The organism is Tianweitania sediminis, assembly GCF_017813335.1.
In the GTDB taxonomy this organism is placed as follows: Bacteria; Pseudomonadota; Alphaproteobacteria; order Rhizobiales; family Rhizobiaceae; genus Tianweitania; species Tianweitania sediminis.
In genome coordinates this window covers 29,517-54,086 of the sequence record NZ_JAGIYY010000011.1, presented here as the reverse complement: position 1 = coordinate 54,086, position 24,570 = coordinate 29,517, and the positions used below count along the sequence as shown (strand labels likewise).

General features: G+C 63.6%; 19 protein-coding genes. 7 read left to right on the top strand and 12 right to left on the bottom strand.

The features are described from left to right. Positions 1 to 8: 8 nt before the first annotated feature. The gene (locus J5Y06_RS20835; RefSeq protein ID WP_209337134.1) at positions 9 to 2,813 is read right to left on the bottom strand and encodes a [protein-PII] uridylyltransferase; all 2,805 of its coding nucleotides are present in this window, start codon (positions 2,811 to 2,813) and stop codon (positions 9 to 11) included. A gap of 73 nt (positions 2,814 to 2,886) precedes the next feature. Next, entirely contained in the window at positions 2,887 to 3,501 is a 615-nt protein-coding gene (locus tag J5Y06_RS20830; protein WP_209337133.1) for a hypothetical protein, read from the bottom strand. A 136-nt stretch (positions 3,502 to 3,637) separates the two neighbouring features. Here J5Y06_RS20830 and J5Y06_RS20825 point away from each other — a divergent pair, with 136 nt between their 5' ends. From J5Y06_RS20825 to J5Y06_RS20805, 5 genes are all read left to right on the top strand, one after another. Beyond that, complete coding sequence (locus tag J5Y06_RS20825; RefSeq protein ID WP_209337132.1) at positions 3,638 to 4,897, top strand: Hsp70 family protein; 1,260 nt, start codon at positions 3,638 to 3,640, stop codon at positions 4,895 to 4,897. Positions 4,898 to 4,996: 99 nt separating this feature from the next. Next, the gene (locus J5Y06_RS20820; protein WP_209337131.1) at positions 4,997 to 6,493 is read left to right on the top strand and encodes a helicase HerA domain-containing protein; all 1,497 of its coding nucleotides are present in this window, start codon (positions 4,997 to 4,999) and stop codon (positions 6,491 to 6,493) included. A gap of 62 nt (positions 6,494 to 6,555) precedes the next feature. Next, entirely contained in the window at positions 6,556 to 6,981 is a 426-nt protein-coding gene (locus tag J5Y06_RS20815) for a DUF1801 domain-containing protein (RefSeq protein WP_209337130.1), read from the top strand. 198 nt (positions 6,982 to 7,179) lie between these two features. Beyond that, positions 7,180 to 9,162 (top strand): BCCT family transporter, encoded by a 1,983-nt coding sequence (locus J5Y06_RS20810; RefSeq protein ID WP_209337129.1) that lies wholly within the window; start codon positions 7,180 to 7,182, stop codon positions 9,160 to 9,162. Between the two features lie 77 nt (positions 9,163 to 9,239). Then, the gene (locus J5Y06_RS20805; RefSeq protein WP_209337217.1) at positions 9,240 to 9,647 is read left to right on the top strand and encodes a DUF1801 domain-containing protein; all 408 of its coding nucleotides are present in this window, start codon (positions 9,240 to 9,242) and stop codon (positions 9,645 to 9,647) included. 20 nt (positions 9,648 to 9,667) lie between these two features. On the opposite strand, the gene mutS is transcribed toward J5Y06_RS20805, so the two are convergent. Next, entirely contained in the window at positions 9,668 to 12,364 is a 2,697-nt protein-coding gene (mutS, locus tag J5Y06_RS20800; RefSeq protein WP_245248233.1) for a DNA mismatch repair protein MutS, read from the bottom strand. A gap of 131 nt (positions 12,365 to 12,495) precedes the next feature. On the opposite strand from mutS, the gene J5Y06_RS20795 reads away from it, so the two are divergent. Continuing rightward, the gene (locus J5Y06_RS20795) at positions 12,496 to 14,781 is read left to right on the top strand and encodes an NADP-dependent malic enzyme (RefSeq protein WP_209337128.1); all 2,286 of its coding nucleotides are present in this window, start codon (positions 12,496 to 12,498) and stop codon (positions 14,779 to 14,781) included. Positions 14,782 to 14,900: 119 nt separating this feature from the next. Continuing rightward, the gene (locus tag J5Y06_RS20790) at positions 14,901 to 15,983 is read left to right on the top strand and encodes an endonuclease/exonuclease/phosphatase family protein (RefSeq protein WP_209337127.1); all 1,083 of its coding nucleotides are present in this window, start codon (positions 14,901 to 14,903) and stop codon (positions 15,981 to 15,983) included. A gap of 24 nt (positions 15,984 to 16,007) precedes the next feature. On the opposite strand, the gene olsB is transcribed toward J5Y06_RS20790, so the two are convergent. The 9 genes from olsB to J5Y06_RS20745 all read right to left on the bottom strand — a co-directional run bounded on the left by olsB (position 16,008) and on the right by J5Y06_RS20745 (position 24,557). Continuing rightward, the gene (gene olsB, locus J5Y06_RS20785; RefSeq protein ID WP_209337126.1) at positions 16,008 to 16,856 is read right to left on the bottom strand and encodes a l-ornithine N(alpha)-acyltransferase; all 849 of its coding nucleotides are present in this window, start codon (positions 16,854 to 16,856) and stop codon (positions 16,008 to 16,010) included. A gap of 122 nt (positions 16,857 to 16,978) precedes the next feature. Next, positions 16,979 to 19,246 carry a PAS domain-containing hybrid sensor histidine kinase/response regulator gene (locus J5Y06_RS20780; protein WP_209337125.1) on the bottom strand — a complete coding sequence of 756 codons (2,268 nt, stop codon included), beginning with the start codon at positions 19,244 to 19,246 and terminating at the stop codon, positions 16,979 to 16,981. An 88-nt stretch (positions 19,247 to 19,334) separates the two neighbouring features. Next, the gene (gene acuI, locus J5Y06_RS20775) at positions 19,335 to 20,318 is read right to left on the bottom strand and encodes an acrylyl-CoA reductase (NADPH) (RefSeq protein WP_209337124.1); all 984 of its coding nucleotides are present in this window, start codon (positions 20,316 to 20,318) and stop codon (positions 19,335 to 19,337) included. Between the two features lie 5 nt (positions 20,319 to 20,323). Continuing rightward, positions 20,324 to 20,821, bottom strand: a complete 498-nt coding sequence (gene lspA / locus J5Y06_RS20770; RefSeq protein WP_209337123.1) for a signal peptidase II — start codon at positions 20,819 to 20,821, stop codon at positions 20,324 to 20,326. Then, complete coding sequence (locus J5Y06_RS20765) at positions 20,818 to 21,684, bottom strand: TrmH family RNA methyltransferase (protein WP_209337122.1); 867 nt, start codon at positions 21,682 to 21,684, stop codon at positions 20,818 to 20,820. Before J5Y06_RS20765 ends, lspA begins: the two co-directional genes overlap by 4 nt. Beyond that, positions 21,681 to 22,799, bottom strand: coding sequence for an RsmD family RNA methyltransferase (locus tag J5Y06_RS20760; protein ID WP_209337121.1), 1,119 nt, complete (start codon positions 22,797 to 22,799; stop codon positions 21,681 to 21,683). The genes J5Y06_RS20765 and J5Y06_RS20760 overlap by 4 nt, the downstream gene beginning before the upstream one ends. Before the next feature lie 63 nt (positions 22,800 to 22,862). Continuing rightward, positions 22,863 to 23,828, bottom strand: a complete 966-nt coding sequence (gene lhpI, locus J5Y06_RS20755) for a bifunctional Delta(1)-pyrroline-2-carboxylate/Delta(1)-piperideine-2-carboxylate reductase (protein WP_209337120.1) — start codon at positions 23,826 to 23,828, stop codon at positions 22,863 to 22,865. Positions 23,829 to 23,841: 13 nt separating this feature from the next. Then, on the bottom strand, positions 23,842 to 24,195 hold the full coding sequence (locus J5Y06_RS20750; RefSeq protein WP_209337119.1) for a LapA family protein: 354 nt from the start codon (positions 24,193 to 24,195) through the stop codon (positions 23,842 to 23,844). A 68-nt stretch (positions 24,196 to 24,263) separates the two neighbouring features. Continuing rightward, on the bottom strand, positions 24,264 to 24,557 hold the full coding sequence (locus tag J5Y06_RS20745; RefSeq protein ID WP_209337118.1) for an integration host factor subunit beta: 294 nt from the start codon (positions 24,555 to 24,557) through the stop codon (positions 24,264 to 24,266). Between the last annotated feature and the right edge of the window lie 13 nt (positions 24,558 to 24,570).

The following is a 24,570-nucleotide window of genomic DNA, read 5'->3' as shown; positions in this document are numbered from 1 at the left end:
CTGGACGGTCATACCGGCGCTTCTTCCCGTCCGGCTGCAGCCTTCTGCGCGGGGCGCGATCCGTGCTCCATCACCTTCGTCAAGCGTGCCTGGATGGCGGCCATGCGGGTCGGGTTCTCAATCTTCTGTCCCGTCAGGTCGGTGACATAGAAGGTGTCGATCACCTTTTCACCGAACGTGGTGATGTGTGCGGAAGCAATGTCGAGCGACAGGTCCGACAAGGCGCCGGTGACTTCGGAAAGCAGCCCCGGCCGGTCCAATCCCTTGACCTCGATCACGGAAAAGCGGTTCGACAAGGTGTTGCGCAGTTCCGCGCGCGGCGCGATGTGAAACACCTTCTGCCCCCGCTTCGGTTTGGTGCGCTTCTCGATCATTTCGGGCAGCCACGTTTTGCCGGACAGCACATCCTCGATCAGCGTGCCGACCCGCCGCGCGCGGCGCTCCTCGTCTTCGTCGTGGTCGAATTCGCGGCTGATCAGGATTGTGTCGAGCGCACGACCGTCCACCGTGGTGAAGATCTGTGCGTCCACGATGTTGCCCCCTGCCGCAGCACAGGCGCCTGCAATCACCGACAGGAGGCGCGGATGGTCCGGCGCCAGCACGGTGATCTCGGTGACCCCCTCGGCGGCCCGCGTTTTGACCATCGTGGCCAGTCGCTTTCGGCCCCGGTCGACCTCGCGGATAAAGGCGGCATGACGGATTTGGTCAACGAGATCCACGGTCATGAGGTAATTGTCGTAATGAAGCGCAATCATCCGATCACGCTCATCAACCGGCCAGTCGCCCAGCGCGCGCTGGAGCGCCACACGGGCGACGGCCGCCCGCTCACTCCGTGTGGTTTCGGAAAAGCCGCCGGTGAGGAGCAGCTCGGTTTCGTAATACAACGTACGGATCAGTTGGCCCTTCCAGCTGTTCCACACGCCCGGTCCCACGCCACGGATGTCGCAAATTGTCAGTACGGTGAGCAACTTCAGCCGTTCCACCGATTGCACCACGGCGGCGAAGTCCTCGATGGTCTTTCGGTCGTTGAGGTCGCGCGTCTGCGCCGTAAGCGACATCGTCAGGTGGTTTTCCACCAGCCACGCGATCAATTCGGAGTCCGCGGCCGAAAACCCCATATGGGGGCAGATCTTGCGCGCGATGCGGCCGCCCGCCGTTGAGTGGTCTTCCGGCCGTCCCTTGGCGATGTCATGCAGCAGCACCGCCACATAAAGCAGCTCGCGCTGGCGTTTCAGCCCCGGCATGAGCTTGGTTGCGAGCGGGTGCTGTGCCGTTTCGCGGCCCTGCTCGATCGCTGATAGCACGCCGACGCAATGCAGGAGATGCTCGTCCACCGTGTAGTGGTGGTACATGTTGAACTGCATCATCGCCACGATCTTCCCGAAATCGGTGATGATCTTACCGAGCACGCCGGACTCGTTCATCCGCAGCAGATTGAGCTCCGGATTGCGATGGGAGGTCAGGAGGTCGAGGAAAAGGCGGTTCGCTTCCTTGTTGCGCCGCAGGGTTCGATCGATCAGCTTCAAAGAGCGTGTCACCAGCCGCAGGGCGTCCGGGTGGTATTCAAGCCCGTGCCGATCGGCAAACCAGAACAAGCGGATCAGGTTCACGGGGTCGCGCTGGAACACACCGTCATCGGCGATGGTGATGCGGCTGTTGTCGATCAGGAAATCGCTCGTGCCTGCAAGCTTCCTCCGACGCCGCGAGAAGCTGTGGAAGAGCCGGTTGAAGCCTTCCACTTGCCGCGCTTGTTCTTCTTCCAGAGCCGAACAGAAGATGCGGGTCAGGTCGCCCACGGTTTTCGCCATCAGGAAGTAGTGCTTCATGAAGCGTTCCACCGCGGAAAGCCCGGGGTGGCGCACATAGCCCAGCCGCTCAGCGATGTCGCGCTGGACGTCGAAATGAAGCCGTTCCTCGGCTTTGTTGGTAAGGAAGTGGAGGTGGCAGCGAACGGCCCACAGGAAATCCTCGGCCTTGCTGAAGGCGCGGTATTCCTGCCGCGTGAACACGCCCTTTTGCACCAGCTCCTCGCCGGTCCTGACGCGGTAGAAATATTTCGCGATCCAAAATAGCGTGTGAAGGTCGCGCAGGCCGCCCTTGCCGTCCTTGACGTTCGGCTCCACGAGGTAGCGCGTTTCGTGCCACTTGCGGTGCCGCTCGTCGCGTTCGGCAAGCTTTGCAGCGCTGTATTCCGGGCCGCTTCCCTTCACCACTTCAGTGTCGAACCGGCGCAGAAGCTCCTCGTAAAGCGACGCTTCACCCCAAACCAGCCGCGCTTCCAGGATCGACGTGCGGATCGTCATGTCCTCGCGCGACAAGCGGATGCACTCGTCGACCGTGCGCGTGGCGTGGCCGACTTTCAGCCCGAGGTCCCACAACACGTAAAGGATATATTCGGCGATCTGTTCGCCCCAGGGTGTCTGCTTGTAGGGCAGCAGAAACAGGAGATCGATGTCCGAGCCGGGCGCCAGCGTGCCGCGACCGTAGCCGCCGACCGCTACCAGCGCCATCCGTTCGGCGCTCGACGGATTGGTCATCGGATAAACATGCGCGGCCGCGAAATCGTAGAGCGCGCGCATCACCTCATCCATCAGGTGCGAGATGCGTTCCGCGCAAGCGCGTCCGCCGCCATCTTGCATGAGGAGCGCCTCGGCGTGCTGCTTGCCCATCCGGATCGACTGGCGCAGCAGGGCCACCACGTCGGCACGGACGATGGTGGCGGGGCCGGCCGCCTGCGCTGCCACCGCTTCGAGGCGGTCGCGCAGCGTGTCGCCATCGATCATCTCGTCGAGCTTGAGGGGGACGCGTGTCATGCCGTTTCGATCAACCATCAGGCGCGGCCTGTATAACCCTGCGCCCGTTAAGGGAAGCTTCGAATAAGCATGGCTAGCCTTCGAGGTCGGGATCCGCTTCCAACCGTTCCTCATGCGACGCCGGTTCGATCCGGCTTGACAGGAACTGGTAGATGCCGAGCGCAATCAGCGAAAACATCGCCGCGACAAACAGGAAGGCCGGGTAAACCGCCTCGGAAAGCGACTCCTGGCTAGCCTTGAACGTCATCACGAGCGCTTCCAGGCTCATCGCAATCACGATGATCGTGGTGAATTTCGTGATCGAGCGCCGCGATTCCATGGATGAGCGCAGTTCGCGATTTCGCAGAAGTTCTTCTTCGCCGATGAACTTGGCGGTTTCGACGATCGCAAAGCCGATGATCATGAGCCCGATGGCATCAAGGCTGACGCTGACCACGTCTCCGTACCAGAGGCTGGCTGCGATGCGCCAAACGGCGCTGCCCAGGAGCAGGATCGCCGTCAGGATCAACAACAGCGTCGCGGTGAAGAAGTAGATCAGCGACAAAGTCTCGTAAAACTTCTCGATCAGTTCGGGGCCGAGACCCCTGCGCTTCAGCCGGTCGAGCGTACCCGGCACGCGTTCTGGGCCACCGGGAGCCCGCTGTTGCGGCTCGTGCGTGCCATTGTTGTCCGCATTTGGAAGCGTCATCGCCCTGTCCGCCGGTTTTATTCTGTTCCGCCTACATAGGGCGCAGGCAGCGTCGGCCTACGCTTCTGCCTCGACAGACCGGCAGCGAATGTGTAAGCGGCCACTCCCTCGCGAAAACCCATCGATTGGAAGCTTCATGAAACCGATTACCGGTGGCATCGATTTCGGTACGTCGAATTCCACGGTTGGGATCGTTGAGAACGGTCAGCCCAGCCTGGTGCCGCTTGAAGGCGAGCATCCCACCATCCCGACCGCCGTTTTCTTCAACTTCGAAACGAACCGAACCGAGTTCGGCCGCCATGCCATTGCCAACTACACGGACAACGTGGAAGGCCGGCTCCTGCGCGCCTTGAAGAGTGTGCTAGGCACCTCGCTGATCGGCGAGAAAACGCGCGTCAAGGCGCAAAGCATCGCCTTCACTGACATCATCGGAGCTTTTCTCCAGCACCTGAAAAGCGCGCTTGACGAAAAGCGGGGCGGCGACGTGGAGCATGTCGTGCTTGGCCGTCCGGTGCACTTTGTCGATGACGATCCAGCGGCCGACGCGAAGGCTCAGGGCGAGCTCGAACAGGCGGCGCGCAAGCGCGGTTTCAAGCACATCGCCTTCCAGTTCGAACCCATCGCGGCAGCGCTGGACTATGAGCGCACCGTGACGCGGGAAGAACTGGCGCTGATCGTCGACATCGGCGGCGGCACCTCCGATTTCTCCATCGTCCGCGTGTCGCCGGATCGCGCCAAGCAAGCCGATCGCCGCGGCGACATCCTCGCCAACACGGGCGTGCATGTCGGTGGAACGGATCTCGATCGCTTGATCTCGGTGGCGCATGTGATGCCGGAACTCGGCTACAACACGCTGACCAAGGATGGCCGCCGCAACCTGCCGGTGGGCACCTATTTCGACCTGGCGACCTGGCAGCGGATCAACCTGCTTTACACCGCAAAGGCCATGAACACGCTGCGCCAGATCCGCTACGAGGCCGCCGAACCGCACAAGGTCGAACGTCTGATCGACGTCGTTGAGAACCGGCAGGGTCATGCCCTGGCAGCCAAGGTCGAGACGGCCAAGATCGAGCTCACCGATGCTGAACAAACGGAGCTGGACATGCGCTTGATGGCGGAGGTGCTGCGCGTGACGGTCACCCGGCCCGGACTGGAAAAGGCGATCACGCCTCCGGTCGGCCGCATCACCGACACGATCACCAGGACGCTTGCCGATGCGGGGCTCACGCCGGATCGCATCGACACGCTGTTTCTGACAGGCGGCTCCACGGCTGTGCCCCTGCTGCGGGAAAGCGTTTTGCGCTTGTTTCCCAACGCCCGCGCCGTTCAGGGCGATCGTTTCGGCAGTGTCGGTCTTGGTTTGGCGCTGGATGCGGAGCGCAAATTCGCCGCGTGAGGTTGCGGCTGCGTCATCCTGGCCTGTGGGAAACAGCCAGGCTGTGCTTCGCGTCGGGTTGCGCCCGATGCTAAGAAAGCCACCAGGAGAAGGTGCCGCATGAAGGTTGACATCGACATGGGCGTCGCGGCCCGTGGCGCCGTGGCCCGGCTTGATCTGGAAGAACTGCTGGCCACGCGTCTGCTGGTGCAGGGGAATTCCGGGTCCGGCAAGTCGCACCTTTTGCGCCGGCTGCTTGAACAAAGCGCGCCCTGGGTGCAGCAGTGCATCATCGATCCCGAAGGCGATTTCGTCACGCTGGCAGACAAGTTCGGCCATCAGGTGGTGGATGCCGCGCGCACGGAAAACGAGCTGACCCGCATTGCCGGACGCGTGCGCCAGCATCGTGTGTCGGTGGTGCTCAATCTTGAAGGCCTGGACGTCGAGCAGCAGATGCGCGCTGCCGCTGCGTTTCTCGGCGGCATGTTCGATGCCGAACGCGACCACTGGTATCCCGTGCTGGTTGTGGTGGACGAAGCGCAGCTTTTTGCGCCTGCCGCCGCCGGCGAGGTGTCGGACGAGGCGCGCAAGCTTTCGCTTGGCGCCATGACCAACCTGATGTGCCGCGGGCGCAAGCGCGGCCTGGCGGGCGTGATTGCCACGCAGCGCCTCGCCAAGCTCGCCAAGAATGTCGCGGCGGAAGCGTCGAACTTCCTGATGGGCCGCACCTTTCTCGACATCGACATGGCGCGCGCGGCGGATCTCTTGGGCATGGATCGCCGCCAGTCCGAGCAGTTTCGGGACCTCGCGCGCGGCCATTTCGTGGCGCTTGGGCCAGCCTTGTCGCGCCGTCCGCTGCCGATCACCATCGGTTCGGTGGAAACCTCGGCTCGCTCCACCAGCCCCAAGCTGACGCCGCTGCCAGAAGCGCCGCAGGATGCGCGCGACCTGATCTTCACGCCGGGTCCGGACGACGCGATGCCCATTGTGCGCCGCCAGCCGCCCAAGCCGATCCCCACCGCCGACCTTCTGGCGCAGCTTTCAAGGCCGAAGCCCGCACCCGAGCCACCCGCCGAGCCGGTGTTTGCGATCATCGACGAAGCCGAACGCGATGCTGGCATCGACGCGGTTCTGCGGGAGATCCTGGAAGATCCCGATGCCGCCTACCGCACGGATGCCGTGCTCTATCAGGATTTTCTGGTGCGCTGCCGCATCCGCCGCGTTGCAGGCGAACCGCTGCCTTTGTCCGGCTTCCGCCGTCGCCTGGCGGTGGCGCGCGCGGGTGTTGATGGCGGCGCCGGCGGCGAAACCTGGGCAACGGCCTTGGCCTTATCGGAAACCCTTCCGGATGACCTCCAGGGCGTGTTCCTGATGGTTGCGCGGGCCGCAACCGACAAGGAGCCATGCCCGTCCGATGCAACGCTCGCGCGCGCTTATGGCAGCCATTCGCCGCGCAGGGCGCGTCGCCTCCTGGCTTATTTCGAAGAGCGCGGCCTTCTGGTGGCCCGCACCGATTTTCATAACCGTCGCGTCCTTGCCTTTCCGGATCTCGGCTGCGAAACGGCGCCCGGTTATCCCGACGCCCCCGACGAGGCACAAAGGGACGCGGCGGAATAGGCTGCGGCAACCCGCGCCCGTTCGTCTTGCGGCGGAGCATCCGATCTGCTCATCTGCGGCCCATGAGCGAAGCAACGCAGTCCGCCGGTGCCAAACTTCTGTCCGGCGGCAACCCGCAGATCGCCAAAGGTGAGGGCGACGCGCCGGTTCAGGCCTATATCGCGGCAATGCCTGGCTGGAAGCGGGCGCTTGGAGAACGGCTTGATGCGCTGATCACGCAAGCCGCGCCGGATGTGCGCAAGGCCGTGAAATGGAACTCACCGCTTTACGGCACCGACGGGCAGCACTGGTTTCTCGGCATCCATTGCTTCACCCGATACATCAAGATCGCCTTCTTCAAGGGGGGGCAGCTCGAGCCTCCGCCGCCGGTTGCATCCAAGAGCGGGGATACCCGCTACCTGCACGTGTTTGAAGACAAGCCGCTTGATGAAGCGCAGTTCACGGCCTGGGTGACCCAGGCGAAGAACATTCCCGGCGAAAAGATGTAAGGTCGGAGGCCCGCGACCCGCTGATTTCGCCCCCGCATTGGCGTTTGTGCGTTGCGTAGGCAATGCTGAAAGCGATGCCCCGCCTTTGGCGGCTATGGCGGCGGAGGGCGTTCTGCACTTGCTTCTCGCTCTGCTGGCCTATGTTTCAGCGCAGAGCAAGTCGTCCCTGGCTCGGCCCCCTCGAACGCAAAGAGTGTAATGCAGTCCACGATCAACAAGCCCGTTTTCTTTATCTCCAGCGCCATTATCGTGATGATGGTGCTGATTGGCGTGGTGTTTCCGCAAGATGCCGAGCGCATCTTCTCCGCCGCGCAGGGCTTCGTGATCGAGACGTTCGGCTGGTTTTATCTGCTGGCGGTCGGCATCTTTGTGTTCGTCGTTCTGTTTCTGGCGATCAGCCGTTATGGCCAGCTGAAGCTCGGCCCCGACGAAGCGGAGCCGGATTATTCCTACCTGTCCTGGCTCGCGATGCTGTTTGCCGCCGGCATGGGCATCGGGCTGATGTTCTACGCCGTGTCCGAGCCGATCCTGCACTATTCTGTGCCGCCGGAAGCCGAATCTGGCAGCTTCGATGCGGCGCGCCAGGCGATGTCGATCACCTTCTTCCATTGGGGCATCCACGCCTGGGCGATCTATGCCGTTGTCGGCCTGTCGCTCGCCTACTTTTCCTTCCGCTACAATCTGCCGTTGACGATCCGCTCCGGCTTTTATCCCCTGCTCAAGGATCGCATCACCGGCCCGATCGGCCATGCGGTGGATATCTTCGCGATCTGCGGCACCTTGTTCGGCATTGCGACGTCGCTCGGCCTTGGCGTTCTGCAGATCAACGCCGGCCTGAACTACCTGCTTGATGTCCCTCAGACGGTTTGGGTGCAGGTGGCGCTGATCGTGGTGGTCACCGGGCTCGCCACGCTGTCCGTTGTGTCAGGGCTCGATGTCGGTATCCGCCGCTTGTCGGAAGGCAATCTCATCATCGCCGTCCTGCTGATGCTGTTTGTTCTTCTGGCAGGGCCAACGGAGTTCATCTTCCGCGCCTTCGTGCAGAATGTCGGCACCTATCTCGATACCTTCATCGAGCGCACCTTCAAGCTCTACGCCTATGAGCCGCGCGACTGGGTCAGCAACTGGACCCTGTTTTATTGGGCGTGGTGGATTTCCTGGTCGCCCTTTGTCGGCATGTTCATCGCGCGGATCTCGCGTGGCCGCACCGTGCGCGAGTTCGTTGTGGGCGTCCTGTTCGTGCCGTCAGCCTTCACCTTCTTCTGGATGACTGTGTTCGGCAACACCGCGATCTCGCTCGACATGGGATCGGCCGCAGGCGCGATCTCGCAGGCGGTTGGCGCCGACATCTCGGTCGCTTTGTTCCAGTTCTTCGAATACCTGCCGCTGTCTGCCGTGACATCGACGCTGGGCATCATCCTGGTGGCGGTGTTCTTTGTGACGTCCTCGGATTCCGGCTCCATGGTGGTGGATACGATTGCCTCCGGCGGCACGGTGGAAACACCGATCTGGCAGCGGATTTACTGGTGCAGCCTCGAAGGCGCGGTTGCTGCCCTGCTGCTTCTCGCCGGCGGCCTCACCGCCTTGCAAACCATGACGCTGATCAGCGCCTTGCCGTTCACGGTGATCCTGCTCTTGCTTGCCTTCGGCCTTGTGCGGGGCATGCGCGCCGATGTGGCACGCGTCGTCGAGCATCGTCAGGCGCAGCCGGCCATTCCGCGCCGCGATGCGACGTGGCAAGCGCGTTTGGGCTCGATCCTGCACGAACCAACTGAGGCCGAGGTTCTCCGCTTCCTCGACAGCGTAGTGCGGCCGGCTTTGACCGATGTGTGTCGCGAACTTTCCAAAAGGGGGGCGGACGCAAGCGTCAGCCACGATGAGGACAAGGGGGTGGCGCTCACCGTGCTTGCGGAAGGAACCCGCAATTTCCTTTATCGGGTGTCGCCGGTTCACCAGCTCGCCATGGCGTTCTCGGCAGCCGATGCCGCCCGTCCGGACGCGCGGCGCCGGCAGATCTGGTCGGCCCGCACGTCCTTTTCGGATGGCAGCCGCGGCTATGACGTCATGGGCTTCAGCAAGGATGACGTTCTGGCTGACGTGCTGGCGCAGTTCGAGCGCTACCAGATCCTGACAAACGCGCGCAGCACCTCGCTTTACGCAGCCTCGCCTGATCCGGATTGAATGGAAACGAAAGAAAGCAGATAAATCGCCGGGCATGCGGGAGGGACCAAGTCGTGCCTGAATCCACGATTGATGCGATGGCGCCGTCTGAGCAGATCGACGCGCGAATAAGGGAACTCAACGATTGGCGTGGCGAGGTCCTAGCCGAAGTCCGCGCCCTCATTCATGAGGCCGACACCCAGGTTGAGGAAACCTGGAAATGGCGCGGCGTGCCGGTCTGGGAACATGCCGGCATCCTTTGCACCGGCGAAACCTACAAGGCGGCCGTGAAGCTCACGTTCGCCAAGGGCGCGTCGCTGCCCGATCCAACAGGCCTGTTCAACGCCAGCCTCGACGGCAACGTCCGCCGCGCCATCGACATCCACGAAGGGGAGAACTTGGACGAGGATGCGTTAAAGGCGCTGATCCGTGCGGCGGTCGAACTCAACATCAAAAGCAAGGCGACCAAGCCGAAAGCGCAGAAGGGCTCGTCTCCCTTGGAGTGAGCACTCCTTACGGTATGAGTTCAGGGTTTCTCCCCAGCCAGCCCCTTTAAGCGATACAGCGCTTCCAGCGCTTCCCTCGGGCTAATGTCGTCCGGGTTGAGTGCACCGAGGCTGTCGCGCAGCGGATCGCTTGCGGCGGCAGGCTTCGGTGGTTCGCGCAGCGCGGCGCTGAACAAGGGCAGGTCGTCCACCAGCTTGATGGCCTTGCCGGAGGTCGACCCGGCCTCAAGCTCGGCAAGAACGCTGCGCGCCCGTTCCACCACCGCCTTCGGCAGGCCGGCAAGCCGCGCCACCTGCACGCCATAGGAGCGGTCGGCCGCCCCTTTGCCCACCTCGTGGAGGAACACGACTTCGCCGTCCCATTCCTTGACGCGCATCGTGACGTTGGCGAGCCGCGGCAGCTTTTGGCTCAGCGCAGTCATTTCGTGGAAGTGCGTGGCAAACAGCGCCCGGCAGCGGTTCTCCGCATGCAGATATTCCACCGCCGCCCAGGCGATCGACAGTCCGTCGAAGGTGGCGGTCCCGCGCCCGATTTCGTCCAGGATCACGAGCGCCCGCTCGCCCGCCTGGTTGAGGATGGCGGCGGTTTCCACCATTTCCACCATGAAGGTGGAGCGGCCGCGCGCCAGGTCGTCGGACGCGCCGACGCGGGAAAACAGCCGGTCCACCACGCCGATGCGCGCCTGCCGGGCCGGTACGAAAGACCCCATCTGGGCCATCAGCGCGATCAGTGCGTTTTGGCGCAGGAAGGTCGACTTGCCGCCCATGTTGGGGCCGGTCAGCAGCCAGATCTTGCCGGGCTGACCGGCCTTGTCCGGCGACAGGTCGCAGTCGTTCATCACAAAGGCCGGTGCGTTTTGCTTGCGCAGCGCCTGTTCCACCACGGGGTGCCGACCGCCTTCGATGCAAAAGTCGAGGCTGTCGTCGACATGCGGGCGGTTGTAGCTTTCGGACGCCGCGAGGCAGGCGAGCGCTGCAGAGACGTCGAGCACGGCGATTGCGCCCGCTGCCTGCCGGATCGCTTCGGCATGGTCCACCACCAGCGCCACCAGATCGTCGAACACCTGCAGCTCAATCGACAGCGCTCGGTCGGCCGCATTGGCGATCTTTGTTTCGAGCCCGGCGAGTTCGGTGGTGGTGAAGCGCATGGCGTTGGCCATGGTTTGGCGGTGAATGAAACGCGCCTTGGCTTCCGGCGTGCTGGTCAGCGCATCCGAATTGCCCGCCGTCACCTCGATGTAATAGCCCAGCACGTTGTTGTGCCGGATCTTCAGCGACCGGACGCCGGTTTCTTCGCAAAGATCCCGTTCCATCGCCGCGATCACCTGCCGCGACTGGGTGGCAAGCGCGCGCATCTCGTCCAACTCGGCGTGATGGCCCTTGCGCACGAAGCCGCCGTCGCGCTTGAGAAGCGGCAGGCTATCGTCGAGGGCTTCCGCGAGCTGCTCTGCGACGCTCCCGGGGAGGGCGCGTAAAGCTTCCGTCGCTAGCGTCAACTCGGTCGGCAGCGTAGCTGCGCTCAGGAGACCCGAGATCGCTTGCGCCGCTTGCAGGCCGGCCGCAACGGCGCCGAGGTCGCGCGGTCCGCCGCGATGCAGCGCCAGCCGCGATAGCGCGCGCATGAGATCGGGCACATCGCGCAAGGAAAGCCGCAATGCCTCGGTGAGCCGCGTTTCGCCGCAAAAAAACGATACGGAGTCAAGCCGCGCGTTGATCGCGCCAGCATCCGTCAGCGGCGCGGTGAGCCGCTCCGCAAGCAGCCTGGCGCCGGCACCCGTCACCGTGCGGTCGATGGCCGCGATCAAACTGCCCTCGCGTGTTCCCGCCTGCGTTCGCGTGAGTTCCAGGCTGCCGCGCGTGGCCGGGTCAATGAAAACCGCAGTCCCGCCATCTTCGCAGACCGGGCGGGCGAGGGGCGGGCGTTCCGCCTTTTGCGTTTTCTCGACATAGGCGATCGCCCCCGCGATGGCCGACAGGGCGGGACGGGAAAAGGACCCGAACCCGTCCAGCGTCGCGACGTCGTAATACCTGGTGATGCGTCCCTCGGCCGCCGATCCGTCGAACTGGCTGGCAGGCTGCGGATTGGCCACGCGCCCCAGCACCTCGAAAACTGGCTTCAACTCCGGATCGTAAAACACCGGCTCCGGCACGATCAGTTCGCGCGGATCGACGCGCAGGATGTCGGCCAGCAACCGCTCCGCCGTTGTGTCCATCACGGTGAAGGCGCCCGTCGAGATATCGATCCAGGCAAGGGCATAGGGGCTTTCCGCACCCTTTGCCCGCCCGAGCGCCATCAGGTAGCTCGCTTCGCCCGGCGCCAGCAGCTTTTCTTCGGTGATGGTGCCGGGCGTGACCAGGCGCACCACGTCGCGCGCCACGACCGATTTCGAGCCGCGCTTCTTGGCTTCCGCGGGATCCTCGATCTGTTCGCAAACGGCCACGCGATGGCCGCACCCGATCAGCTTCGACAGGTAGTCGTCGGCGGCATGGATGGGCACGCCGCACATCGGGATATCGTCGCCCAGATGCTTGCCGCGTTTGGTGAGCGTGATGCCGAGCACGCGGGATGCGATCACGGCATCGTCGAAAAACAGCTCGTAGAAATCGCCCATGCGGTAAAACAGCAGCGAATCCGGGTTCGCCGCCTTGATCGCGTGATACTGCTCCATCATCGGCGTCGCCGCCGGCTGGATGGTTGGTGCCTCGTTCGCTGTCATTGAAATGCGTGTGTGGGCGTTCACCGCAGGTCCTTGCAAGCCGCTTCTGCGTTTTCGACCTTTACGTGCTCGATTGGGAGTCCTAATCCCGACCCTCCACAAGAAGCGCAGCTTTGGGGGGAGATCCGGAAATGGCGCCAAACGATCGCAGCGGACCGAACGGTCCATCCGTCAGCCCGCAGGAGGCGCTCGACTTCCACGCGCAAGGCCGCCCCGGCAAGCTCGAGATCATCGCCACAAAGCCGATGGCCACGCAACGCGACCTGAGCCTGGCCTATTCCCCCGGCGTCGCGGTGCCGGTGAAGGCGATCGCGGAAGACCCGGCGCGGGCTTATGATTATACGGCCAAGGGCAACATGGTGGCCGTGATCTCCAACGGCACCGCCATCCTTGGCCTCGGCAATCTGGGCGCACTGGCCTCCAAACCCGTGATGGAAGGCAAGTCAGTCCTGTTCAAACGCTTTGCCGATGTCGATTCCATCGACATCGAGGTCGACACGGAAGACGCGGACGAATTCATCAACTGCGTGCGTTATCTCGGCCCATCGTTTGGCGGCATCAACCTGGAAGACATCAAGGCGCCGGAATGCTTCATCATCGAGCAGCGCCTGCGCGAGCTGATGGACATCCCCGTTTTCCATGACGACCAGCACGGCACCGCCATCATCGCCACTGCCGGACTGATCAACGCGCTCCACATCACCGGGCGCGACATGAAAACCGCGAAGCTTGTTTGCAACGGTGCGGGTGCAGCGGGCATCGCCTGCATCGAACTGGTGAAATCACTTGGCTTCACGCCCGAAAACGTCATCCTGTGCGACACCAAGGGCGTGGTTTACCAGGGCCGCACTGAAGGCATGAACCAGTGGAAGTCGGCCCACGCGGTGCCGACGGAGAAGCGCACGCTGGCCGAGGCAATGGATGGTGCCGACGTCTTTTTCGGCGTTTCCGCCAAGGGTGCGCTGACCACCGCCATGGTTCAGTCCATGGCCAAGAACCCCATCATCTTCGCGATGGCCAATCCGGATCCGGAAATCACGCCGGAAGAAGTGGCCGAGATCCGCACGGACGCGATCATGGCGACGGGCCGTTCGGACTACCCGAACCAGGTCAACAACGTTCTGGGCTTCCCTTACATCTTCCGTGGCGCGCTGGATGTGCGCGCCACCACAATCAACGACGCGATGAAGGTCGCGGCCGCCCAGGCGCTGGCCGATCTCGCGCGTGAAGATGTGCCGGACGAGGTCGCTGCCGCTTATCAGGGCTCGCGCCCGCGCTTCGGCCCGAACTACATCATTCCCGTGCCGTTCGATCCCCGCTTGATCTCGGCCATTCCGCTGGCTGTTGCGAAGGCGGCAATGGAGTCGGGCGTGGCCGGCCGGCCGATCGTTGATCTCGAGCGCTACCGCCAACAACTGTCAGCGCGTCGTGATCCGATCGCCTCCACGCTCCAGCGCATCTATGACAGCGTCCGGCGCAAGCCAAAGCGGGTGGTGTTTGCCGAGGGCGAGGAAGAACAGGTGATGCGCGCCGCCGTGTCCTACGCCAACCAGAAGCTCGGCACGGCGATCCTGATTGGCCGAGACGATATCATTCGCGAACACGCCCAGGCGTCCGGCATCGATCTCAACCGCGAAGGTATCGAGATCATCAATGCACGCCTTTCACGCCGCAACGGTATCTATGCTGATTTTCTTTACGAGCGCATGCAGCGCCGCGGCCTGCTGTTTCGCGATTGCCAGCGCCTGATCAACAACGACCGCAACTATTTTGGCGCCACCATGGTCGCGCTGGGCGATGCGGATGCGATGGTGACGGGCGTCACGCGCAACTACTCCACTGTTTTGGAAGAGGTGCGCGACGTCATCGACGCCAAACCCGGACATCGCGTGATCGGCGTGTCGCTGGTTCTGGCACGCGGCCGCACCGTGGTTGTCGCGGACACCGCTGTCCACGACATGCCGAACGCCGTTGAACTTGCCGATATCGCGGAAGAAACGGCCGGTTTCGCGCGCCGCATGGGCTATGAGCCGCGTGTCGCGATGCTGGCTTATTCCACCTTCGGCCACCCGGCCGGGGAGCGCTCCGAACGCGTTCAGGAAGCAGTCAAGATCCTGGAAAAGCGCCGCGTTGATTTCGAATACGACGGCGAAATGGCGGCCGACGTGGCGCTCAACCCGAAGCTGATGGCGCAATATCCGTTCTGCCGCTTGTCCGGCCCGGCCAATGTTCTGGTGATGCCGGCCTTCCATTCGGCTTCGATCTCGACGCGGATGCTGCAGGAACTCGGCGGCTCCACCGTGATCGGCCCGATGCTGGTCGGCTTGAACAAGCCGGTGCAGATCGTCTCGCTCAACGCGCGCGACAGCGACTTGGTGAACATGGCGGCCATCGCGGCCTACAACGCAAACGCGTGAAGCCGCTTGGCGCCGCGAGGAAAAATAGACCAAAGTCCGGGCCGGCTTTGCTAATCCTCGACCGACGCTATATGGCCGTCGGTTCAGGGACCTGAAGCGCACACGGAGTGGGGCAAATCATGCTGATCGCGCAAACGATCTTCGCGGTCCTGCTTCTAGCAGTCACGCTGGTGCCCTTCCTGCCGGTGGCGCATGGCATCGTGCGCATCGGGGATTTCCCGCGTCAGCAGATCCTGGTGCTGGCCTTGATCTGCCTGGCGGTTTCGGTGTTCGCCGATTCTTATATGTTCGACCGGACACTGTTCGACGTCGTTTTCGCCGCCGTCGCTTTGTTTCAGGCGTGGTTCATCGCCGAGTTCACACCGATCTGGCGCAAGCGCTCCAAAGACCATGATCCCCAAGCCGATCGCGGCGAACGCTTCCGCCTTGTGGCAAGCAACGTGAAGATGTCCAACCGCGATTATGCCGCGCATGCGCGCATGATCGAGGCCTCCGATCCCGATATTCTCATCCTGATGGAAGTGGATGATGCGTGGATTGAGGGCCTGAAATCCACGCTGGAGCGCTACCCGCATCGCGTGGATCGTGCGCAGGACAATTCCTACGGCATGTTCATGGCGTCAAAGCTTCGCCTCGACGACGTGTCGGTGCAGGATCTCCTGACGGAAGGCATCCCGTCGATCTTCGCTACGGTGGTGGTGACGGAAGATCTCCGCTTCCGCTTGTATTCCATTCATCCCGAGCCGCCGGTGCCCACGCGTGGCACGGAAGGGCGGGATGGCGAAACATCGCTGATCGCGTTGAAAGCTCGCGAAAACGATGGCCCGGTGATCGTCACGGGCGACCTGAACGACGTGGCCTGGTCGAAAACCACGCGGCGCTTCCTGCGGATCAGCGGCCTGCTCGATCCACGCATTGGCCGGCGCATGATCAACTCGTTCGACGCGCGCTACTGGTTCATGCGCTGGCCACTCGACCACCTGTTCCATTCCGCGCATTTCCGCTTGATCGACATGAAGCGCCTGGAGCCCGGCGGTTCGGATCATTTTCCGGTGCAGTTCGATCTTTTCCTGTGCCACGAGGAGAGGGATCACAAAGAGCCGGAAGAAGCGGATGCGGAAGATCTCAGCCGTGCCCGCACCCTCGTGAAGGAAGCACGGGAGCGGCACGAGGAACCGATCGGCACGGATTGGGAAACGTGAGGAGCAGCGCTGCCTGGTCGAACCTCAGGCAGCGCCGCCATAATAGCTGATATAGCGCTCGGAGATGGCACTCACCGGCATCACCACGAACACGTCCGTGGTTCCGAAGTCGCAATCCACCACGCAGCCCTCGCCGAAGCGCGCGCCGAGCCGCAGGTAGCCCTTGATCAGCGGCGGCAAGGCGGCGAGCGCTGTCTTGGCGTTGATGGCTTCCGCCGGAACCAGATCCATGGAGCAGAAGCGGGTTGGAACAGCGCGAACCGCCCATTCGCCTTCTGCCGTGCAGTTCTGTGCCAGGAAGGAAAGCGCCTCGGCATGGGCCGCCGGCACCGTTCCCTGAAACGACGCGCAACCGGCCATGACGTCGATGTTGTTGGCTTTCACATAAGCCCAGATCCCCTGCCACAAGAGCTCGATGGTGCGTTTCGAACGATATGGCGGCAAAACACAGGAGCGGCCAAGCTCCAGGAAGTTAAGGTCGGGGTGGCGCGCGACGAGCCGGTCCATCTCGAACTCGTCAGCCGAATAAAAGCCGCCGGCCGTCAAGGCCCGGCTTTGCGGCAAAAGGCGGTAGCAGCCCACGATCTGCTGGTGCGGACGTCCCGGCAGCGCGGTGTCGAACACCAGGAGGTGGTCGCAGATATCGTCGAAGCGATCTGCGTCGCGAAGATCATGGGTGGGATTCGTCAGGCGCGCATTGAGTTCTTGGTAGAAAACGCGAAAGCGCAGCGCTTGCGCAGCCCGGATCTCGGCTTCATCCACGGCGAGCCGGACTTCCAGCGACCCGATCTTGCCCAGGAGCACAGGCTCGGGTTGTGGCGCAGGGAGCGAATGCAGGGGGAAGTGCCCGCCGATGTCGAAGCTCAGGGACATGGACTGATTCTCCGTGGACTCTTTCCAAGCGGATACAGCGCCACTATCACACGACGGTGACAAAAAATCGAGGCTTGCCGGCTAAGAATCCTTGCCGCGTCCGCAGGGTGTCCTAGCCTGGATCAGGCTGCGCGCGCTTCCACGGCATCGACAAGTGCGGCCGGATCAAGCGGCTTGGTGACAAAGCCGGAAGCGCCATGCGCCAGCACATGGTGACGCGTGCGCTCCTGTCCGTCCGCGGAAAGCACGATGATTGGCACGGGAGGGAAGCCCTTTTCTTCCTCGTGCTTGCGGATCATGGCGATGGCGTCGAGCCCGTCCATCACCGGCATGTGGAGGTCCATCAGAACGACGTCGACGCCAGCGCTTCCGTCGCGTTCGGCAAGCGCATCGACGGCCGCACGCCCGTTGCCGACGATCCGCACATTGTGCCCGGCTTTTGTCAGCGTGGCGCGGGCGAGAAGGGCGTTGATCTCGTTGTCTTCGGCCACGAGGACCGAAAGACGCCCCTGTGCCGCGAACCCTGATGTCGTCGCGCCGGACGGCCGGGGGCGCGGCTGCGCATCCTCGGCTGTCAGAGCAGAAGACAGGACGCGCAGAAGCGTTTCTTCGCGAACCGGGCGGGCAAGGAAGTTGGCATAGCCCGACGCGCGAAGCTGCGGCAGTCGCCCTCGGTCGTCCGGTGCGATCATGGTGATGGCGCGCACGCCATGCAGGCCCTGATCCCACAGGGCGGCAAGGCAGGCGTCAGTGTTGTTCTCCAGCGACGCGTCGATCAGAACGAGGTTGCAGTCGCGGCAAGCCAGCGCGTCCCCGATCGTGGCTGCGATGTGTGCGCTTCCGCCATGATCGCGGATCGTCAGGGCGAGCGCTTCCGCTTCGGTGTGAGCAGGAGACAGGATCACGGCGCGGCAGTCGCCAAGTGCCGTGGTTCGGTCGCGAGCTGGCGCCAGCGGTTGGAGGAGCGGCAGCGAAACCAGGAAGGTCGCTCCTCGCCCAAGCTCCGCTTCCACGCTGATCGTCCCGTTCATGGCTTCCACGATGCGCTTGGAGATCGCCAGCCCCAGCCCGGCGCCACCATGGGCGCGGGTCGTGGTAGTGTCGGCCTGCTCGAACTCCTCGAAAATTCGTGCCGCGTCGGATTGCTGCAAGCCGGGGCCCGTGTCGCGCACGGCAAACCGGATGCGTGGACCTTCGGGCGCCGCGTCGAGTGCCACATCCACGGTCACGCCGCCCACTTCGGTGAACTTCACCGCGTTGCCAATCAGGTTGAGCAGCACCTGGCGCAGCCGCCCGGGATCCGTTTCGATGCGAACGGGGACATCGGGCGCAACATGCGCGGCAATGCTGATCCCCTTTGCGTAAGCGCGAGCCGCGAGCAGTTCCACGACGTTTTCACTGAGTTCGCGCGGCGAAACCGGCTGCGGCTCAAGCTCGAAACGACCTGCCTCGATCTTGGAATAATCCAGCAGATCCTCGATCAACGCGAGGAGATGCCCGCCGGACGTCGAAACGGCGCCTACATAGGTTCGTTGTTCCGGCGAAAGGTTGGTGTCGGCCAGCAGCTTGGCCATGCCGATAATGCCATTCATCGGCGTGCGGATCTCGTGGCTGACCATGGCCAGAAAACGCGACTTGGCCTGACTGGCATATTCCGCCCGCTCCCGCGCCGCCTGCGTTTCGGTTTCCGCCTGCTTGCGCGCCGTGATCTCCCGCGCGATCGCCCGGTGGAGCACAGTGCCATCGCCCGCGTCGCGCTTGGAATACTCAACCCAGGAGAACCACCGCAGCCCTCCTGGCGTGCTCACGGCAACATCTGCGGAGCGAAGACAATCGCCCTCGGCAAGAGCTGCGGCCGGAACGAGGCTGATGTCGACGCCAAGATCGGTCAGCTTGTTGCCGATCAGGTTGCGATGGTCGCGGCCGGTCAGTTCGCCCAGCAGCCGATTGGCGTGAACGATGCGTCCCTCGTCATCGCGATGCACCACGAGGTCGCCAAGCGCGTCAAGAAGGCCGTTGAACCGCTCGGCACTTTCTTCCAGCTTCCGCACCTCGTCCGACCGCGCAGGGGGGCTGCCTTCATCAGCGGGAGCCGAGCGCCTTTCTATGCGGCGCGCAGAGCTACGCGACCCCGCGAGAAAAGCCAGAACGGCGAGGCCGACGCTTCCAGCCGCGCCGAGGGCGAACCCCAAGATCGGCGCGCTTCCCATCGTGGCAAAGGCGACACCGAGCCAAAGCGCGGTGATCAGGAAGCTCAGCCAAAGAAGGCGGGACGTGCGTTTCGGCTGCGTTGAAGCAGCCGGAGCCAGCGTGTGCGCCTCCTCAACGGGGCGCTCTCCCGCTTGGACTTCGACCGGGAAGAGTTCAGAATTTCGATGCACTGCCACCATGGGAACACCCCATAGCAGCGCGCTGTTGCGGAACCTTTCGGCAGGTCGTTCGCATTTTAACGAACCGCGCTCCGAAGGCTTGCGACCCTTACATCTGGATGACGAGCCGCCCGCGCACCTTGCCGTCCACGATGTCCGCCGCCGCTTGCGGAATGGCCTCAAACCCGATCGTGGTGGTCAGCGCGTCGAGCTTCGCGATGTCGAGATCCGCTGCAAGCCGCTCCCAGGCGCGCAGGCGCTTTGCCTTCGGCGCCATCACGGAATCGACACCAAGCAGCGCCACGCCCCGCAGGATAAACGGCGCCACGCTGGCCGGGAGGTCCATGCCCTGCGCCAGTCCGCAGGCGGCCACAGCCCCGCCATAGCGTGTGCTGGCGAGCACATTGGCCAGCGTATGGCTGCCCACCGCGTCGACGCCAGCGATCCAGCGCTCCTTGCCCAGCGGCTTGCCGGGTGCGGATAGCTCGTCCCGGTGGATGATCTCGCTTGCGCCGAGATCACGCAGGTAGCTTTCTTCGGCTGCACGTCCGGTGGACGCGATCACCTGCCAGCCAAGCTTGGCGAGAAGCGCGATCGCCACCGAGCCGACACCGCCTGCCGCCCCGGTCACAACAACCGGGCCCTGGTCTGGGGTGAGGCCGAAATCTTCCAGCGCCAGCACGCACAGCATGGCCGTGTACCCAGCCGTGCCAATCGCCATGGCCTGCTTGGAACTGAACGCCTGGGGCAGCGGCACCAGCCAATCGCCCTTCAGTCGCGCGACCTCGGCGTAAGCGCCATGATGGGTTTCACCGACGCCCCAGCCATTGAGCACGACCTTGTCGCCCGACTTCCAGTCCGGATGCTCGGAAGCCGTTACCGTTCCGGCGAGATCGATGCCCGGCACCAGCGGAAACTTGCGCACCACAGGTGCCTTGCCGGTAAGCGCCAGCCCGTCCTTGTAGTTGACGGTTGTGGCTTCCACGGCAACGGTGACATCGCCTTCATGCAGGTCGCTTTCCTGCATCTCGCCGACCGTAAAGCTCTGCTTCTTGTCCGCATCGCGGTCGATGATGATCGCCTTGAACGACATGCTTCTCACTCCTCTTTTTCGCGTGCCGTGCTTCGCTCACGCCGGTAATCCAGCACCTCCTGCAGCAGAACGAGGCCCGCGCCGACGGTGATATACGCGTCCGCGAGGTTGAACACGGCGAACGACCAGCTGGGCGTGTGGAACAGGAAGTAGTCCACCACATAGCCGAGGCTCACCCGATCGATCAGGTTGCCGATCGCGCCGCCGATGATGAACGCAAAGCCGAGCCGGGCTGCGGTCTGGTGGCTCGCGGTGCGCAGAGCGAGCACGGAAACGAAAAGAACGACGCCAAGCGTCAGCACAACAAGCGCCGGCGCCCCGAAGCTCGAGAACATCGAAAACGCGATGCCGGTATTGTGGGTGCGAAACAAGGCGAAGAACGGCAGGAGGTCGATCTGCTCGTGCATCGCCATGCGGGTTTCCACCAGCGCCTTCACGATCTGGTCGGTGCCGATCAGCACGAGCGCCAGGATCAGGTAAAACAGGAGCGTGCGCGACCTCATGGCGTCCCATCCACAGTCAGGGACAGTGCGTCGCGCCGCGCTTCGTAAAGCATCACGCCCGTCGCAACGGCAAGGTTGAGCGAATCCGCCCGGCCCGCCTGGGGGATGCGCACCAGCGTGTCGCACAAGGCCGCCAATGGTTCGGGCAGACCCTGGCTTTCATTGCCCATCAGCAGCACCAGCGGTTTGCCGGCATAAGAAACGCTGCGGTAATCCACGGCGCCCTTGAGGTGCGTGCCGGCCAGCATGCCGTTGAATCCCTTGCGCCATTGCACGAAAGCATCGCTGCTGGTTTTCACCAGCGGAACGGCAAACACGGAGCCCATGGTGGCGCGCACGGTTTCCAGCGCAAACGGGTCGACGCAGTCGCCCACCAGCATCACGCCCTTTGCCCCCACCGCATCCACGGTGCGGATCACCGTGCCGAGATTGCCTGGGTCGCGGATGCGGTCCAGCGCCACCCAAACATCGCCGGAACCGATCCGCACATCGCGCAGCGCGGTAGTTTTCTGTTCAAACACGCCGAGCACGATTTGCGGATTGTCCTTGCGCGTCACGGCGGTCAGCACCTTTTCGCTGACTTCCAGCACAAGGGCGCCGGCTGCCACTGAACGCGCTGCAACCTTTTCCACCAGCGGGTGGCCGAGCGCGCTTTTGGCGAACACGAGCGTGCGGATCGTCCAGCCGAGATCGAGGGCATCGATCACGAGCTTCAGCCCTTCGGCGATAAAGGCGTTCTGCTCGTCGCGGAATTTCTTTAGCGCGAGCGATCGGATGTCCTTGATCACCGGATTGGCGAGGCTGGTGATCTCCTTGACCTGCCCGGGAGCTCCGCTCCGGTTGCCGCGCACGTCGCTGTTCATTGCGCCACCCAGCGTGAAAAGAGCGAGGTTGAAAGCGCCCGGCCGGCCGATTGCTCGCGGATGATGAGTTCGCCCGATTCCACCCGCCCGCCCATGCCGGCAAAGGCGTCGCGCATCAGCGTGTGGATCGCGAAAAACGACGCGCGGATCGAATAGGCCGTCAGCACCACCGAGAGCGGCTTGGGCGTCAGGATCGTGCGGGTCAGGTCGGTGAGCCGCGGCAGGTCGGAAAACAATTGCCACACCTCGCCCTTGGGTCCGCGGCCATAAGCCGGCGGATCAAACAGCACGATGTCATATTGGCTGCCGCGGCGTGCCTCGCGCTCGGCGAACTTCATGGCGTCCTCGCAGATCCAGCGGATCGGCTTGTCCGCCAGTCGCGCCATTTCCTGGTTCTCGCGTGCCCAGCCGATCGCCTTCTTGGACGCATCCACATGGGTGACTTCCGCGCCGGCGCGCGCCGCCACAAGTGAAGCCAGGCCGGTATAGCCGAACAGGTTCAGGACCTTGACCGGGCGCCCGGCGGTCCGGATCTGCTTTTCCATGAAAGCCCAGTGAGGCCCTTGTTCGGGAAACACGCCGACATGCCGAAACGAGGTGAAGCGGCCGAGATAATCGATGCAGTCGTGGCGCATCGGCCAGGTTTCCCCCAGCGCCGCCTTGGGAAAGCGCCAGCGCCCGAGGCCTTCTTCGTCCGTGTCGCCGGTAAAAACCGCGTCGACGTTTTCCCAATCACGCTCGGCCAAAGCGCGGGTCCAGATCGCCTGGCCTTCCGGCCGAACGATGCGATACGGCCCATATTGCTCAAGCTTTTCGCCGTTGCCGCTGTCGATCAGTGCGTAATCGGCGCTGGGCGCGACTTCGAGAATGAGGGGCAGTGTTTCGGCTGGAAGTGCGCCGCTTCGCCTTTCCGCCGCCGGCGCTTTATTCTGGACTGGCTCGCCCTTGCTCTCCGGCAAACGCGGCTGGCGCCGTGGATTGGCGGCGCTAACCAGCGGATTGGCCAGCGGCTTAGAATGCGTGTCGCGTGCCGGTCCGCCCTCGGCGGGCGCGCGAGGGGACTTCCGGTTGTCACGGTCGCGGCGGGCACCGCGCGTTGGTTTCAAGGGATCCATGCTCCAGCGTTGCCGGCTTTTGGCATAGCGGGCGCGCGCTCGCAACGCTGCATGCGCGAAGCGTCAGCCTTGCTGTGCTCTGTAAACGGCTATGCCGGCTGCAAGATCTTCCAGGGCAGCACCGACCGACTTGAACAGCGTGATCTCGCTGTCCAGGTTTCGTCCGGCGGCCTTGCCACGGGTCAGGTCAAACAGGTCGCCACGAATGTCGCCTTCGGTGAGTGCGCCCGATTGCAGGGCGAGAACGATGTCGCCGGCTTCCTTTGTGGCGCCAGCGCGGGTGTCCACGTAAACCCGCGCGCGGCGGATCGCCTCGTCGTCGCTTTCGCGCATGGTTGGCGTGAAGGCGCCAACAAGGTCGACATGAGTGCCGGGTTTCAGAAGCGCGCCTTTCACGAGCGGCACGGAAGACAAGGTGGCGCAGGAAATCACGTCCGCTTGGGCTTGCGCGGCATCGAGATCGTCAACGGCCTGCGCGTCGATGCCGTCCGCCTGAAGCGCTTCCGCCACCGCGGCCGCGTGGGCAGCCGTGCGGTTCCAAAGGAGCACGCGTCGGAGTGGTCGAACCGCCCGATGCGCCTTGGCAAGGTGAGGGGACAAGGCGCCTGCGCCACAGATCAGGTGCACGGCCGCGTCGGGGCGCGCCAGATAGTCGGCGGCTAGCGCAGACGCGCAGGCGGTTCGCCACACCGTCAGCTTCTGCCCGTCAATCATGGCCTGCGGCTCGCCCGTTGCGGCATCGAGCAGCAGGTAGTTGCCCATCACGGCCGGTTTGGAAAGCTTGCCGTTGTCCGGCGCAACCGTGACGATCTTGATGCCGATATGGCCACCCGCAGAGCGGCCGGCCGCTTGCAGATCGGTCCAGGCGGGCATCAACAGAAGTGTGTTGGCCGCACCGTCCGGCCGCTCCACATGGTGGTGGTGACGCACCGGTTGAACCGCGCCCGCCTTGAAGGCCTCGCGCAGCGTTTCGATCAGGCCCTTGTAGGTGAGTGACGCATCAACGGCGTCCGGTCCAAGGATCAGCACGGGACCCGGTGTCTCACGGCGCCGGACGGATCAGGGCCGTGCCTTCGGCCGCTGGCTGCGGCGGAACAACGGCTTCCGACTGGCGCGCCTCTGATGTGCGCAGGGTTTCGACTTCTTGGCCGCGCTGCCGCGCCAGTCGGCGGTAGGAGGCTTGCCGCAGCCAGGCCGCAAAGCCGCCGATCAGCACGCCAAGAATCAAGGCGAGAAACAGGTAGATGAAGAACGGCATCTGGATGGTCAGCGCCGGATTGCCGGGATTGAACGGGTCCAGGGTGAAAGGCACGGCAGCACGGTTCGCGACGGCAAGGGCAATCAGGATCACGGCAACCGGAACCACGATAACCACCAGAAGAATGCGCGTCAGCATGCCGTGTCAAATCCTGCGATTGCGTTGCGCGAAAAACTAGCGGGCCGCTTCCAACAATCAACGCTTGTTCAGCGTCGCTCGTCTTCCATGTTGAGCCGTTCGCGCAGTTCTTTGCCGGTTTTGAAGAAGGGGATCCACTTTTCCTCGACCTCCACCGCCTCGCCGGTGCGGGGGTTGCGGCCGGTTCGGGCGGGCCGGTTCTTCACCGAAAAGGCGCCAAAGCCGCGCAGCTCGACTCGGTTACCGGCGGCAAGCGCTGCAGTGATCTCTTCGAAAATGGCGCCAACAATGTTTTCCACGTCGCGCAAAAACAGATGCGGGTTCTTGTTGGCGATGATCTGGACAAGTTCGGACTTAATCATCAGGACGCTACCG